14 protein-coding genes are annotated in these 13,795 nt (G+C 31.5%); all 14 read left to right on the forward strand.

Features of this window, described 5'->3' with window-relative positions; genetic code table 11:
- The first annotated feature begins 3 nt into the window (after positions 1–3).
- The 14 genes from RH915_RS00145 to sigE all read left to right on the forward strand — a co-directional run bounded on the left by RH915_RS00145 (position 4) and on the right by sigE (position 13,594).
- Complete coding sequence (locus RH915_RS00145; protein WP_310477182.1) at positions 4–2,955, forward strand: penicillin-binding transpeptidase domain-containing protein; 2,952 nt, start codon at positions 4–6, stop codon at positions 2,953–2,955.
- A 108-nt stretch (positions 2,956–3,063) separates the two neighbouring features.
- A complete protein-coding gene (gene minC / locus RH915_RS00150) occupies positions 3,064–3,708 on the forward strand; it encodes a septum site-determining protein MinC (RefSeq protein WP_310477183.1) in 645 nt (214 codons plus the stop codon).
- Positions 3,709–3,732: 24 nt separating this feature from the next.
- Complete coding sequence (gene minD, locus RH915_RS00155; RefSeq protein WP_310477184.1) at positions 3,733–4,527, forward strand: septum site-determining protein MinD; 795 nt, start codon at positions 3,733–3,735, stop codon at positions 4,525–4,527.
- A gap of 16 nt (positions 4,528–4,543) precedes the next feature.
- Positions 4,544–4,831 (forward strand): cell division topological specificity factor MinE, encoded by a 288-nt coding sequence (gene minE, locus RH915_RS00160; protein WP_310477186.1) that lies wholly within the window; start codon positions 4,544–4,546, stop codon positions 4,829–4,831.
- A gap of 146 nt (positions 4,832–4,977) precedes the next feature.
- Entirely contained in the window at positions 4,978–5,619 is a 642-nt protein-coding gene (locus RH915_RS00165; RefSeq protein ID WP_310477188.1) for a M23 family metallopeptidase, read from the forward strand.
- A gap of 129 nt (positions 5,620–5,748) precedes the next feature.
- Complete coding sequence (locus RH915_RS00170) at positions 5,749–6,543, forward strand: M50 family metallopeptidase (RefSeq protein ID WP_310477189.1); 795 nt, start codon at positions 5,749–5,751, stop codon at positions 6,541–6,543.
- The gene (locus RH915_RS00175) at positions 6,540–8,372 is read left to right on the forward strand and encodes a TIGR03960 family B12-binding radical SAM protein (RefSeq protein ID WP_310477191.1); all 1,833 of its coding nucleotides are present in this window, start codon (positions 6,540–6,542) and stop codon (positions 8,370–8,372) included. Before RH915_RS00170 ends, RH915_RS00175 begins: the two co-directional genes overlap by 4 nt.
- Positions 8,372–9,085, forward strand: coding sequence for a TIGR03936 family radical SAM-associated protein (locus RH915_RS00180; protein ID WP_310477193.1), 714 nt, complete (start codon positions 8,372–8,374; stop codon positions 9,083–9,085). Before RH915_RS00175 ends, RH915_RS00180 begins: the two co-directional genes overlap by 1 nt.
- A 34-nt stretch (positions 9,086–9,119) precedes the next feature.
- On the forward strand, positions 9,120–10,610 hold the full coding sequence (locus tag RH915_RS00185; RefSeq protein WP_310477194.1) for an Rne/Rng family ribonuclease: 1,491 nt from the start codon (positions 9,120–9,122) through the stop codon (positions 10,608–10,610).
- A 122-nt stretch (positions 10,611–10,732) separates the two neighbouring features.
- Positions 10,733–11,044 carry a 50S ribosomal protein L21 gene (gene rplU / locus RH915_RS00190; RefSeq protein ID WP_310477195.1) on the forward strand — a complete coding sequence of 104 codons (312 nt, stop codon included), beginning with the start codon at positions 10,733–10,735 and terminating at the stop codon, positions 11,042–11,044.
- Positions 11,045–11,054: 10 nt separating this feature from the next.
- A complete protein-coding gene (locus RH915_RS00195; RefSeq protein ID WP_310477196.1) occupies positions 11,055–11,387 on the forward strand; it encodes a ribosomal-processing cysteine protease Prp in 333 nt (110 codons plus the stop codon).
- 3 nt (positions 11,388–11,390) lie between these two features.
- Complete coding sequence (rpmA, locus tag RH915_RS00200) at positions 11,391–11,693, forward strand: 50S ribosomal protein L27 (RefSeq protein WP_310477197.1); 303 nt, start codon at positions 11,391–11,393, stop codon at positions 11,691–11,693.
- Positions 11,694–11,944: 251 nt separating this feature from the next.
- Positions 11,945–12,835 carry a sigma-E processing peptidase SpoIIGA gene (gene spoIIGA / locus RH915_RS00205; RefSeq protein WP_310477198.1) on the forward strand — a complete coding sequence of 297 codons (891 nt, stop codon included), beginning with the start codon at positions 11,945–11,947 and terminating at the stop codon, positions 12,833–12,835.
- Between the two features lie 24 nt (positions 12,836–12,859).
- Positions 12,860–13,594 (forward strand): RNA polymerase sporulation sigma factor SigE, encoded by a 735-nt coding sequence (gene sigE / locus RH915_RS00210; protein WP_310477199.1) that lies wholly within the window; start codon positions 12,860–12,862, stop codon positions 13,592–13,594.
- Positions 13,595–13,795: the final 201 nt, after the last annotated feature.

The raw sequence follows: 13,795 nt of genomic DNA on the forward strand, positions 1-13,795 counted from the left end.
ATAATGTTTGAAAAGTTACAAGACAGATATAATGTTGCTATTCTTGTGTTTTCTATAATTATTTTAATAATTTCTTTAAGGCTTGTTTCGCTGATGATTGTGCAAGGAGAGGATTATAGAGTTCGAGCTGCGAATAGCATACTACGAGAAGATAATATTATAGCTCCTAGAGGGCCAATTTATGATAGGTATGGTCGATTATTAGCAGGAAATAGACCTAGTTTTACTGTGCAATTAATTAGAAATCAAGTCCCAGATGACCAAATCAATGAGGTTTCACTAAATCTTATTAATATTTTAGAAATGAATGAAGATACCTATAATGATAAGTTTCCAATTGTTATAACGAGTGAAGGGGAGTATATATTTACTTATGATCAAAATATAGAAAGATGGAAAGAGCGAAATAATCTTGAACACGTAGAGACAGCTAAAGAAGCATTTGAAGCAGTTAAATTACGTTATAACATTCAAGAATCAGATCCCCTGGAAGCACAACGAAAGATGATAGAAGAAGGGGTTAATCCTCCTATATCTATTCATAGTTGGAAATTTACTGAACAGCTAAATAAAGAAAGATGGCTTGAAAGTTATAGAATTACGGATGAAAGTATTAGTGCAAAAGATACCTTTCAATTATTAAGAAATCAGACTTTTAATATCCCTACCATGTATAATAATACTGATGCTAGAAAGATTATGGTTGTTCGGGATTTAATGCGACAGCAAGGATTTCTACAGTATAGACCATTAACAATTGCACAAGACATTTCAGAAATATCTGTGACACAATTAAAAGAAAATGTATCTGGGTTACCAGGAGTAGATGTTGTTGTCGAACCTGTTAGGTATTATCCCAATGGGCAACTTGGAGCACATGTTCTAGGATATATGGGTAAAATCGCTACGCAAGCCGAGATAGACTACTTTGTAAATCAGTTAGGGTATATGCGGAGTGATATGATTGGGAAAACAGGTATTGAACAAATATTTGAAGAACACCTTAAAGGCCAAGATGGTTATAGGAGAGTTACTGTTGATTCTAGAGGTAGGTTAGTAAACAAAATTGATGAAGTAGACCCTACACCTGGAGGGGAACTTCATTTAACGATTGATGCAAATTTACAGAAAGTTGCTGAGCAAACGTTAGAAGACGTACTTAAAACAATGCAAGTAGGTGGAATTTACGAAACAGAATGGGGTTCAGACAGACTAACTTACAATAACCGAGCTTTACAAAATGCAGCATCTGGAGCTGTCGTTGTGACAGATATAAAAACTGGAGAAGTACTTGCTTTAGCAAACTATCCATCTTATGATCCAAATTTATTTTCAACAGGTATTAGTGGAGAAGACTGGCAAAGTATTCAGTCTGCTAATCCAAGGGACTCCTTAGCGCCAAACCCTCAAAGAAGTATAGCAACAAGAACCGCTGTACAACCAGGGTCGACCTTTAAAATGGCCGTCGGTTTAACAGCATTAGAAGCAGGTTTAAGTCCTGATTATAGAATTAGAGATACAGGATTTATAACGGTAGGAAATAGAGTGTTTAGAAACTGGTTGTATGGTCGTAATGGTGGAACATTAGGATGGCAAAATATCCATGAAGCCATAGCTGACTCAAATAATGTTTATTTTTACTCATTAGTACATGGTCATGATTATGGGTTAAACAGATCATTACCACATAATGCAAAAATTGATGATTTTGTAGAATATGCCCGTAATTTTGGATTAGAAGGGTCGACGGGGATTGAAATTGGAGATGCGCCAGGAAGAGTTCATAGTCCAGATAGAAAAGTTAGTTTACACAGAGGCATCCTGCGAAACTATCTATTAAATGAAGAAACCGAAGGACACTTGCGAATATCAGATATAGATGAGGTATATCTAGAATCCCTTATGGATGAACGAATAAATTTAGAGGAATTTGAAAATCTTGAAGAGAGGGCCAAAGACGAGTATCTAAATGATGTAAAAGAACAAATAAGAAGAGAAAAAGTTAGTGAAATTGTAAGTTGGTTAAATGTAGGGGAAGTTCCTAATAATAGAGAAATACGAGGTAAATTAATCAATTTAGGTCTTACAGAAGATAAAGTGAATTATTACACTAGAATAAGAACAAGTGGCGATTTAGAACACTCTATTTTATGGGAACGATTTAGAGATGCACAGTGGACAAGAGCAGATGAGGCGAACTTTGCAATCGGTCAAGGAGAGCATGCCTTCACACCATTGCAAATGACAAATCATATGGCGATGATTGCAAATGGAGGAGAGCACTATAACTTAAGTTTAGTTAGAAGAACTGTAGATGCAGAAGGGACGGTTGAAGCGTATCTGCCAGAACTAGTAGAAGTAGTAGAATTAAAAAACCCTGATAACTTAGAGCATATCCGTTATGGCATGTACGAAGTAACAAAAACTGGTTCCGCAAGAAGTTACTTTAGAAATTTTCCTGTTGACGTAGCTGGTAAAACGGGTACTGCAGAAAGGTCCGGGACGATACCACCAAAGGATGAAGTAGAATATCTTGAAACCAACATGCGTAATTTTGGACTTAATTTAGCAACAGTACAAGAATTAACAGAGCAAAAAATGCAAGAGGTCATATACGTAGAAAATAATGATGAAGAAGAAGATGAAGATCAAGTGCAGCCAAAGTACAGAGATAAAGCAGCAGCAATGAAAAGTGCTATGCGAGAACTGAATCCTTCATTAAGGGTTAGAAGTGGCGAAGATCCTATTGATCGATACAAAGAGAGAAACGATAACTTCTCATGGTTCACAGGATATGCACCATACGAAGACCCACAAATAGCTATTTCTGTTCTTCTTGTTCGTGGCGGTGGTGGTGGTCTATCAGCACCAATATTTAGAGAAATAGTAGCAGAATATATGGGTTTAAATGGAACAGTCGATGATTTAACAATAGAAAACAAGCTATCTAGATAACAGATAGCTTGTTTTTTTGTAAATTTAAATTAAAAGAAGGATTTACATAATTAGTGGAGAATATTTTAATAGTATATTAATTTGCTTAATTCTTTGGAGGAACAATGAATGATTGGAAAAGACATAATTGAATTCAAGGGCACTAAAAATGGTATATATATTCATATTAAGCCCGATTTAAAATTTGAAAAAATAGAAGCAGTACTCATTGAAAAAATGGAGAAAGCTAAATGTTTTTTTAAAGGTGCAAAAATTTGTGATATTAAGTGCGATACGTTATCTGAAGAAGAAAAAAGATTATTGAAAAACATTATGGTATCACAGTATGAGATGGATATTGAAAATAAAACCCCAGATATAATAGAGGAAGATATAAATCAAAGGGGCAATGATGAAATTTTCACTGGTATTACTGAAGGAAAGACCAAGTTTATAAAAGGAACGGTTAGGTCAGGTCAAAGGCTTTATTATGAAGGAAACATCGTTATTCTTGGTGATGTTAATCCTGGAGCACAAATTATAGCATTAGGAAATATAATTGTTATGGGAACATTGAGAGGTATAGCACATGCTGGAGCAAATGGAAATCAAGAAGCAGTTGTAGTAGCCATACATCTTGATCCGACACAACTGAGAATAGCAGATTTTATTGCTCGACCACCGGATGGAGACTATGAAAAACCCAGTGTTCCAGAACTTGCAAAGATTAAATCAGATACAATATATATTGAGCCATATTTACTTAAAAAATAGGAGAAGGAATAGGAGGCAAATTAAATGGGAGAAGTAATTGTTATAACATCAGGAAAAGGTGGCGTAGGTAAAACAACAACAGCTGCAAATATAGGAACAGGTTTAACGAAACTAGGTCATAAAGTAGCCATTGTTGATGCGGATATTGGCTTACGTAATCTAGATGTAGTTATGGGACTAGAAAATCGTATTGTTTATGATATTGTAGACGTTGTAGATGGGGTATGTCGTCTTAAGCAAGCGCTTATTAAAGATAAAAGATATGATGGATTATACTTATTACCTGCTGCTCAAACTAGAGATAAAAATGCGATCAATCCAGAGCAAATGCAGAAGCTAACAAATGAATTAAAAGAAACATTTGACTTTGTACTTATAGATTGTCCAGCTGGAATTGAACAAGGGTTTAAAAATGCAATTGCAGGAGCAGATAGAGCTATTGTTGTAACAACACCTGAAATTTCTGCAGTACGAGATGCAGACAGAATAATTGGTTTACTTGAAGCAGCCGAGCTATCAGATCCAAAACTAATTATAAATCGAATTAGAGTTGATATGGTTAAAAAAGGTGAAATGATGAACATTGAAGATATGATTGATATATTAGCCATAGATCTAATAGGTATTGTACCTGATGATGAGACAATTGTTATATCGACTAATAAAGGAGAACCGGTTGTAACCGTACAAAATTCTTTAGCAGGACAGGCTTACAGAAATATAACAAGGCGTATAACAGGAGAAGAAGTACCGTATATCAATATGGAAGAAGTAGATGGATTTATAACAAAATTAAAAAAGATATTTAGTTTTAAATAATAAGGGAGGGATTGAGATGGATTTTTTTAAGTTCTTTAACAGAAATAACGGGACAAGTAAAAACTTAGCTAAAGAAAGACTAAAACTTGTGTTAGTACATGATAGAACGAACTGCTCTACTCATTTTCTCGATATGGTAAAAGACGATATGATAAAAGTAATTTCTGACTACATGGAAATAGATGAGAGTGGACTAGAGATTAAGTTAACAAAAACAAAAAGAGATCATGATGATGCTAGTATACCTGCTCTTGTGGCAAATATACCGATTAAAAAGATGAAAGATCGAAGTCGTATAGACTAGAAGACTGTGAAAGCAGTCTTTTTTTATTGTCTTATTTAGTCTCTATATTATAAAACTTAAGTGGATAATACTTTTACTTTATGTATAGGGAATAAATTAAAATAACAATCAATATATTGTAGTAAACCCTAAATGGAGGGAACTAAATGTCGATTCGACCTAATTATTATAAAAAACATACCATTTACAAACTATTTTTAAATAAAATTAATATTAAGTTTTGGGTTAATCAAACCTTACGCAGGATATTTATATGTGTAAGTATTTTTATAGTGATTTTTTCCATGAGTACAATTAACGTTAATAGTACAAACGATATTATTAAAGTGGTGAATAAAAGTATTAATAGCAATTTTGAATTAGCTGACTACATACTTATAGGAAATAGTATTAAAACTTTTATTTTTGAAAAAGGACAATTAGCATTACAACCATTAGAATTTTTCAGTAATACTGAGTATAGTTTTGCTATGCCAGTAAATATGGATACTACTACTTATATTAATACAAAAAGTGGAGTAGTATTTCTTACTAATATGCAGCATAAAGTGCATGCTAGCCAGGCTGGCGTTGTGATAGACTTGGGAAAAGACAAAGAATATGGTAAGTATATTGTTATAAAACACAAGGGAAACTGGTTAAGTGTATATAAGCATATAGATAAAGTTGAGGTGGAGCTAAACAAGCGTGTAGAACAAGGGCAGTCTATTGGAAAAATTAAAAAAAAGTTAGTATTTGAGTTATGGAATAATAATGAGTTAATTGACCCATTAGAACTTCTAAAATAATAAAATATCTAATTAAGGTTTGATATAATGATAAAGATAATAAGACTCTTTAATATTGACATACAAATTGGATATTCTCTATTACCTATATTTGCTTTAGCAATATATTTTAATTATTTAAGTCGTTTTTTGATAGTAATATTAGTTATAATAATTCATGAACTTGCACACTGTATGGTATCAATTTTTTTTAGTGTGAAGGTAGAAAACATTGAGTTGTTTTTTTTCGGTGGAGTAATAAAAAGTGAAAAAACCTTCGTAGTAAATCCACAAAAAGAAATACTAATCTCTATTGCTGGACCTGTATCTAATTTATTAATGTTTTTAGTAGCTTACGTTATCAATTGTTATATATATACACATGAATTGATTTACTTTTTTATAACTTTAAATTTATCTATAGGAATTTTTAATATGATCCCAATATTACCTTTGGATGGAGGTAGGATTTTAAGAGCACTCATAAATATAGTGTACAATAGAAATAAGGCTACGTATGTAGCTGTTGTAATAGGAAAAGTTTTATGTCTTGCTTTTCTTGTAATAGGTATATTTATAATGGTAGAATCATATGTGGGGTTTATAATAATAATTTTTTCCATATTTTTACATACAAATTGTCATAACGAAAAAAAAATGGCGCCATATACGCATATGAGGGACATAATAATGAAACAAATAAATTATGACAATTTAACTATAAGAAATATAAGGGAATACGAGTGTGCTACTGTGGTTTCTGTTTTAAAAAAAATAACAACAGGTAATTACTGTATAATAAGTGTATTTAGTAAAAGAGGTAGATACCTGGGAGAATTAACCGAAAAACAGATTTTGGAGGCTATTATAAACCATGACAGTATGCTAACACTTGGTGAATTAATAAAGATGAATAATACATTAAGAACTGGAGGAAAAAAATGAAAGTTGATATACAAGATATACTTTATAACGTAGAAAAGCCTGCTCGATACTTAGGAAATGAAATTAATAGTATACACAAGGAAATCGATGAAAAAACAATACGATATGCTTTTTGTTTTCCAGATGTGTATGAAATCGGTATGAGTCACTTAGGGATGCAGATTATGTATCATTTGCTAAACAGCAAAGACAATATTTTTTGTGAAAGAGTGTTTGCTCCAGCACTAGATATGGAAGAACAAATGAGAAAAAATAAAATACCTCTTTTTGGTTTAGAAAGTAGACAAGCATTAGACAAATTTGATTTTATAGGCTTTACACTACAATATGAACTAAGTTACACAAATATTTTAAATATGCTTGATATGGCTAATATACCTTTATATAGTTCGGAAAGAAAATCAAGGGATCCTATAATAATGGTTGGTGGGCCATGTGCATATAACCCTGAGCCAATAGCTGACTTTGTTGATATTGTTATATTAGGTGAAGGGGAAGAAGTTACATTAGAATTGATGGAATTATATGAGCAAGAAAAGAAACTTAATTACAGTAAAGAAGCTTTCTTAGAAAAAGCTGCCTTGATAAGGGGCGTATATGTTCCATCCTTATACAAGGTTAGTTACACCGAGGAAGGATGTATAAGTGAGTTTAAGCCACTAAAAGATAGCATACCGACACAAATAAAGAAAAGAATCATTCACGATCTGGATAATGTATATTATCCAGAAGCGCTAATAGTTCCTTATTTAGACGTAGTACATAATCGTATTATGTTAGAAATATTCAGAGGTTGTATGAGGGGATGTAGATTTTGTCAAGCTGGCATGATTTATAGGCCTGTTCGTGAAAAATCGGTTGATAAACTAACTGAATTAACTAAAAAATTGATTGATTCTACGGGATATGAGGAAATTTCTTTAGCATCTCTAAGTACAAGTGACTTTACACAACTAGAAGAGATTGTAAGGCATCTAATAGATACCTATAGCAAAGACAAGGTTGGAATTTCACTACCTTCCCTAAGGCTTGATAACTTTTCATTGGAAATTATAAAAGAAATACAAAAAGTTAGAAAAACAGGATTAACCTTTGCTCCTGAAGCAGGTAGTCAAAGACTAAGGGATGTCATAAATAAGGGATTAACTGAAGAAGATTTAGTTAATGCTGTAGAAAAAGCATTTGCATCAGGGTGGAGTAATGTAAAGTTGTATTTTATGATGGGATTGCCAACAGAAACCGATATTGATTTGCTTGGAATAAAACAAATGGCGCAAAAAGTTTTAGAAGTTTTTAAGAACACGCCAAAAGAAGTTAGAGCAAAAAGTATCAATGTTACTGTTAGCACATCTACCTTTGTACCTAAGCCTTTCACACCTTTCCAATGGGAACCACAAATATCACAAGAGGAAATTAGCCGTAGACAAGCTTTACTTTCTGATGAACTTAAAATTAAAAATGTAAAGTATAATTACCATGATTCACAGACCAGTTTCCTTGAGGCAATATTTGCAAGAGGGGATAGAAGACTAAGTAAGGTCCTTGAAGCAGCATATAGGTTAGGGTGTAAATTTGATGGATGGGGAGAACATTTTAATTATAGTAAATGGATGGAAGCGTTTGAAAGCGTTAATTTAGATCCAGACTTTTATATTAGAAAAAGAAGCTATGAAGAAATATTACCCTGGGATCATATTAGTGTAGGCGTAACCAAAAAGTTTCTTATTAAAGAAAATGAGAGAGCAAAAGAAGAAAAATTAACGGAAAATTGTAGAAAAAGCTGCTCTGCATGTGGTATAAATCAGAATTTTACAGGGGGCGTTTGTTAATGTTTAAAATTCGTTCTAAATTTTATAAAAAAGATGATATGGTATTTATATCGCATTTAGACCTGTTAAGAGTTTTTGAAAGAGCTATGAGAAGAGCACAAATTCCTATTGCATATAGCCAAGGATTTAATCCACACCCTATAATGGCGTTCTCATCAGCCCTTAGTCTTGGAGTATCAAGTGATTCGGAATATGTAGATATAACATTACTTGAAAGTTTACAAGAAGAAGATTTTACAAAAAAACTAAATGAAGTATTACCACCCGGACTTAAAATTATTTTTAGCAGAAGTGTAGGAATAAAGGAAAAAGCTTTAATGGCGGAAGTATGTAGTTCTATATATTTCACCCGGTTTTTATTAACAGAAAAATATTCAGAAGATAATTTTAGTAAAAATTTAAAAGAATTTATGAGTTTAGATGAAATTATTATAAAAAAGGAAAAGAAAAAACGAAAAGGTCGAAAAAAAATAAGTATAGTAAAAGAGATTGATCTTAGAAAATTAGTTTTCGATATGGAGTTATCAAAATTAGAATCAAATGAAGTTATTTTAAAACTAGTATTATCTGCAGGTGAAAAGGGAAATGTAAAACCAGAAACTGTGATTAATGAGCTAATAAATCGGTTTGAAATGCCAATTGAATTAAAATCACTCAGAATCCACCGAGGTGCTTTATTAAATGAAGAAGGACAAGAACTAATGCAGCCTTAAATAACTAAAATCGTTTGAAAGTTAGGTGTGCCAAATGAAACAAATACTTGTAGATGTTGGAGTTAGTGAATCAAGACTAGCCTTACTTGAAGATAATAATCTTGTAGAATTTTATATTGAGAGAAAAAATAATAAAAAGATTGTAGGCAATGTATATAAAGGTCGAGTTATAAATGTTTTGCCGGGTATGGAAGCAGCCTTTGTTGATATTGGTTTAGAAAAAAATGGATTTCTTCATGTGAAAGATGCAATACCAGAATTTAGTGAATCAAATAATATTAATTATGAAAACATTCACATAAAAGATTACATTAAACAGGGACAAGAAATAATTGTACAAGTAATTAAGGATCCAATAGGATCAAAAGGAGCTAGATTGACCACGCATATCACTTTGCCCGGACGATTTATTGTCCTCATGCCAACTACAGACTATATTGGTGTTTCTAGACGTATAGTGAGCGATACAGAAAGAGATAGGCTTAGAGAAGAAATAGAACAAATTAAGCCCAATAACATGGGTGTTATAGTTCGAACTGTTGCAGAAGGAAAGACTAAGGAAGATTTTAATGATGATATAAAATTTTTATTGAAGCTTTGGCAAAAAATTGAAAAAGAAAAGCTTCTCGGTTATGCACCAAGAAGAATTTATAAAGAATTTGACCTTATTAGTCGAAATATAAGAGATAAACTAACCACTGAAATCGATGAGTTTATAATTAATGATGAAGATGAATTTAGCCAAGCCCAGGAGTTAATTGAGCTACTTTCCCCATCTTTAAAGAATAGAATAAAGCTTTATAGCGACGACATGGAACTATTTGAAAATTATACAGTGGAATCACAGTTAAGCAAAAACTTAAATAGAAAGATATGGCTAAAAAGTGGCGGATATATAGTTATAGATTCAACAGAAGCACTTACAGTTATAGACGTGAACACAGGGAAATATGTAGGCAGTACAAATTTATCAGAAACCATATTAAAGACAAATATTGAAGCCGCTCAAGAGATTGGAAAACAATTAAGATTAAGAGACATCGGCGGGATTATTATCATTGATTTTATTGATATGATTAAAATAAAAGATGGAGAAGTTGTATTATCAGAGTTAGAAAAAGTTTTATTAAAAGATCCAACAAAAACGAAGATTTTAGGATTAACGCAACTAGGATTAGTAGAACTAACCCGTAAAAAAGTTCGAGAACGATTAGAGTCTGCTCTGAAAAAAGATTGTATATGTTGTGAGGGGACAGGTAAAGTATTATGTGAATATGTTGGTATTCAAAAAATTGAAAAAGAATTAGTGCGATTAAAAACCCATACAAATGCTGAAGCAGTGATTTTTGAAGTACATACCGATACCCTCAAATTAATAAATAAAGACACACATATTTTATCTGACATTGAGAATAAAACTAAAATTAAAAGTTTTTTTCTAATAAATGACAAACTACGGCTTGATGAGTTTAAAGTAAAATTAATTGGAAGATATGAATTTATTAAAAAGGAGTTAAGTAAGTAAAAAGCCTATGTTGACATGAATAAATAGATATGATATTATCTATATCTGTAGGTAGCCGCACAAATAAGGTTTTAAAACATAGTACCTATATTTGGCGAGACTGGTTTGAGGAGGTGTAAGACATGTATGCAATAATTGAAACAGGCGGGAAACAATATACAGTAAGAGAAGGTGACACAGTTTTTGTTGAAAAAATTGATGCTGTAGAAGGTGACGTTGTTACTATTCAGAATGTATTAGCTGTTTCTAAAGATGGTAACTTACAAGTAGGGAACCCACAATTAGAAGGTGCCAATGTTGAAGCAAAAGTTGAAAAACAAGGCAAAGGCAAAAAAATTATAGTTTTTAAGTACAAGCGTAAAAAAGACTATCGTAGAAAACAAGGTCATCGTCAGCCATTTACTAAGTTAGTAGTAGAAAAAATTAACGCTTAGGAATAAGACAATGATAAAAATTGAAATATTTCGAAACAAACAAAAAGAAGTAAATAAATATGTAGTTTCAGGCCATGCTCAGGCAGCTGAATATGGGCAAGATATTGTTTGCTCGGCAGTTTCTGTATTGAGTCAAACAACATTATTAGGGCTGTATGAAGTTGCAGAAATCAAAGTAGATTATGAAATTCAAGATGGTTACTTGCGATGCAGTGTACCAGAAAGTATTTCCAGTGAGGCACGAAAAAAGGCTAATCTATTAATTGACACAATGATTATTGGCATGAGGAATATAAGCGAAAGTTATTCTAAATATATCGATTTCCATGACAAGGAGGTGTAGGTCATGTTACTAAAAATTAATTTACAGTTATTTGCTAGTAAAAAAGGAGTAGGTTCTACTAAAAACGGACGTGACAGTATAGCAAAAAGACTAGGCGTTAAAAGAGCTGATGGTCAATTTGTTACAGCTGGAAATATTTTAGTTAGACAAAGAGGAACTAAAATCCATCCAGGGACTAATGTTGGGATTGGTGGAGATGATACACTATTTGCATTAGTTGATGGAGTTGTGAAGTTTGAAAGAAAAGGCAGAGATAAAAAACAAGTAAGCATTCAACCAAAAGAATCAGAAGTTGTTGCTCAATAATTAAAATAAAAAAAAAGTGGCTATAGAAATATTTTATTTCTATAGCCACTTTTTTTATTTTATAAATAATGAAAAGTACTGGATTTCATAAGGTTGAGTATAGATTTAAAACAAATTTAATCTTAGAAATATAAACTTCGACTTCATGAAATGACAAAAAAATTAATACACTTTATATATAATATACATAAGTTGCAAGTTTTTAGAATATAACTCATATAAAATTGATGTCCCAGTTAGGGTGATGGAAAGTGATTGTTTATGCAGAGTATGTATTGTTAGAAAATTTTATAATGAACTATATAATATTACATATGACTAGTAAGTTTAGTAAATACCCGTCAAAGAAATATAAGTTATTAATTGCTGCATTTATTAGTGCGTTATACGCTTTTATAATTTTTATCCCATCATTACACTTTTTGTTTACCGTAATTATGAAATTAGCTTGTTCAATGGTTATAATTGTGCTAGCTTATACACCTCATAAATTTAAAGATTTTTTTCGGTTACTGGGGATATTTTATTTAATTACTTTAATATTTGGAGGTGCAGGTTTTGCAATATTTTATTTTACAAATTTTAATGGAATAATAAGCAACGGGATTTTTTATACTACAGATGTCTCAGCTAAAAATATATTTATAGCTGGTGGAACAGCATACTTACTTATACATTTTGTCTGGGGATATATTACAGACCAAGTAAAGAAAGATAAAATTTTTTTAAAAGTAAAAATACAAATAAAAGATACTATTGTTGAATGTGTTGGTTTAGTTGATACGGGTAATGCATTGAAAGATCCACTTACTAATTATCCTGTTATGGTTGTAGAGTATAAGGCTTTAGAACATATTTTACCACTTGAAATAACAGATGTATTCTCAAGTTCTAAATATCCAAGTTTAGAGCAATTATCAGAGATATTTAATCACAATGAATGGATTACAAGAATAAGGATGATACCATTTAAGGCGCTAGGAACAGAAAATGGAATGTTAATAGGCATAAAACCGGATATGGTCTTTATTGAAAAAGACCAGGATGTTAAAAATATAAAAGATATTATTGTAGCAGTATATAATAATGAACTTTCGAAAGATGGGAATTATAAGGCACTACTTCATCCGGACTTATTATAGACCACATTATTAGGAGGTAGAAAAATGGTTGTTTTTTTAAAAAAGCTTAAACTTGTAATAAGATACAATGCAGTGAAGTTACTTAAAAAGTTTAATATATCTACTGAAGATACGATTTATTATATTGGTGGTAGTGAGACATTGCCTCCTCCATTGTCTAACGATGAAGAAAGTTATTTAATACAAAAATTAAAAGATGATAGGAGTACAGCACGTTCAGTACTAATAGAAAGGAATTTAAGATTAGTAGTGTATATTGCAAGAAAATTCGAAAACACTGGTATAGGAGTTGAAGATTTAATATCTATTGGTACAATTGGTTTGATTAAAGCAGTGAACACATTTAATCCAGATAAAAATATAAAATTAGCTACTTATGCTTCAAGGTGTATAGAGAATGAAATTTTGATGTATTTACGAAGAAATAATAAAGTAAGAATGGAAGTTTCTTTTGATGAGCCATTAAACATTGATTGGGATGGAAATGAGTTACTGTTATCAGATATTCTTGGTACAGAAAATGATGTAACCTATAGGTTGTTAGAGGAAGAAGTGGATAGGAATTTATTAAAAGATGCATTAAGTAAATTAAATAATAGAGAGAAAAAGATTATGGAGTTAAGATTCGGTTTAAGTTCAGGAAAAGAGCGGACACAAAAAGAAGTGGCTGACCTATTAGGCATTTCACAGTCGTACATATCAAGGTTGGAAAAAAGAATCATAGTAAGGTTACAAAAGGAAATAAATAAGTTAATATAAAATCTACATGGAGTTTCGTTGCATTGGTATAAGGCGTATTTGAGTATAACTCGAATATGCTTTTTTATATTTTTTTGTAATTTTAATATATAAAATAAACTAGGAAATGTTGTTAATATTTTCTGTTTATTTTAGTGTTAATTACAGTATAAAAATAACTAACAGGTCAATAATCTAAGTATACTAAAGGGGTAATTCATA

This window comes from Serpentinicella sp. ANB-PHB4 (assembly GCF_031432315.1).
GTDB lineage: Bacteria > Bacillota > Clostridia > Peptostreptococcales > Natronincolaceae > Serpentinicella.

Excerpts from the sequence above, each read along its gene's own strand:
- RH915_RS00145 (WP_310477182.1), top strand. The coding sequence starts at position 4 with ATGTTTGAAAAGTTACAAGACAGATATAATGTTGCTATTCTTGTGTTT.
- minC (WP_310477183.1), top strand. The coding sequence starts at position 3,064 with ATGATTGGAAAAGACATAATTGAATTCAAGGGCACTAAAAATGGTATA.
- minD (WP_310477184.1), top strand. The coding sequence starts at position 3,733 with ATGGGAGAAGTAATTGTTATAACATCAGGAAAAGGTGGCGTAGGTAAA.
- minE (WP_310477186.1), top strand. The coding sequence starts at position 4,544 with ATGGATTTTTTTAAGTTCTTTAACAGAAATAACGGGACAAGTAAAAAC.
- RH915_RS00165 (WP_310477188.1), top strand. The coding sequence starts at position 4,978 with ATGTCGATTCGACCTAATTATTATAAAAAACATACCATTTACAAACTA.
- RH915_RS00175 (WP_310477191.1), top strand. The coding sequence starts at position 6,540 with ATGAAAGTTGATATACAAGATATACTTTATAACGTAGAAAAGCCTGCT.
- RH915_RS00180 (WP_310477193.1), top strand. The coding sequence starts at position 8,372 with ATGTTTAAAATTCGTTCTAAATTTTATAAAAAAGATGATATGGTATTT.
- RH915_RS00185 (WP_310477194.1), top strand. The coding sequence starts at position 9,120 with ATGAAACAAATACTTGTAGATGTTGGAGTTAGTGAATCAAGACTAGCC.
- rplU (WP_310477195.1), top strand. The coding sequence starts at position 10,733 with ATGTATGCAATAATTGAAACAGGCGGGAAACAATATACAGTAAGAGAA.
- RH915_RS00195 (WP_310477196.1), top strand. The coding sequence starts at position 11,055 with ATGATAAAAATTGAAATATTTCGAAACAAACAAAAAGAAGTAAATAAA.
- rpmA (WP_310477197.1), top strand. The coding sequence starts at position 11,391 with ATGTTACTAAAAATTAATTTACAGTTATTTGCTAGTAAAAAAGGAGTA.
- sigE (WP_310477199.1), top strand. The coding sequence starts at position 12,860 with ATGGTTGTTTTTTTAAAAAAGCTTAAACTTGTAATAAGATACAATGCA.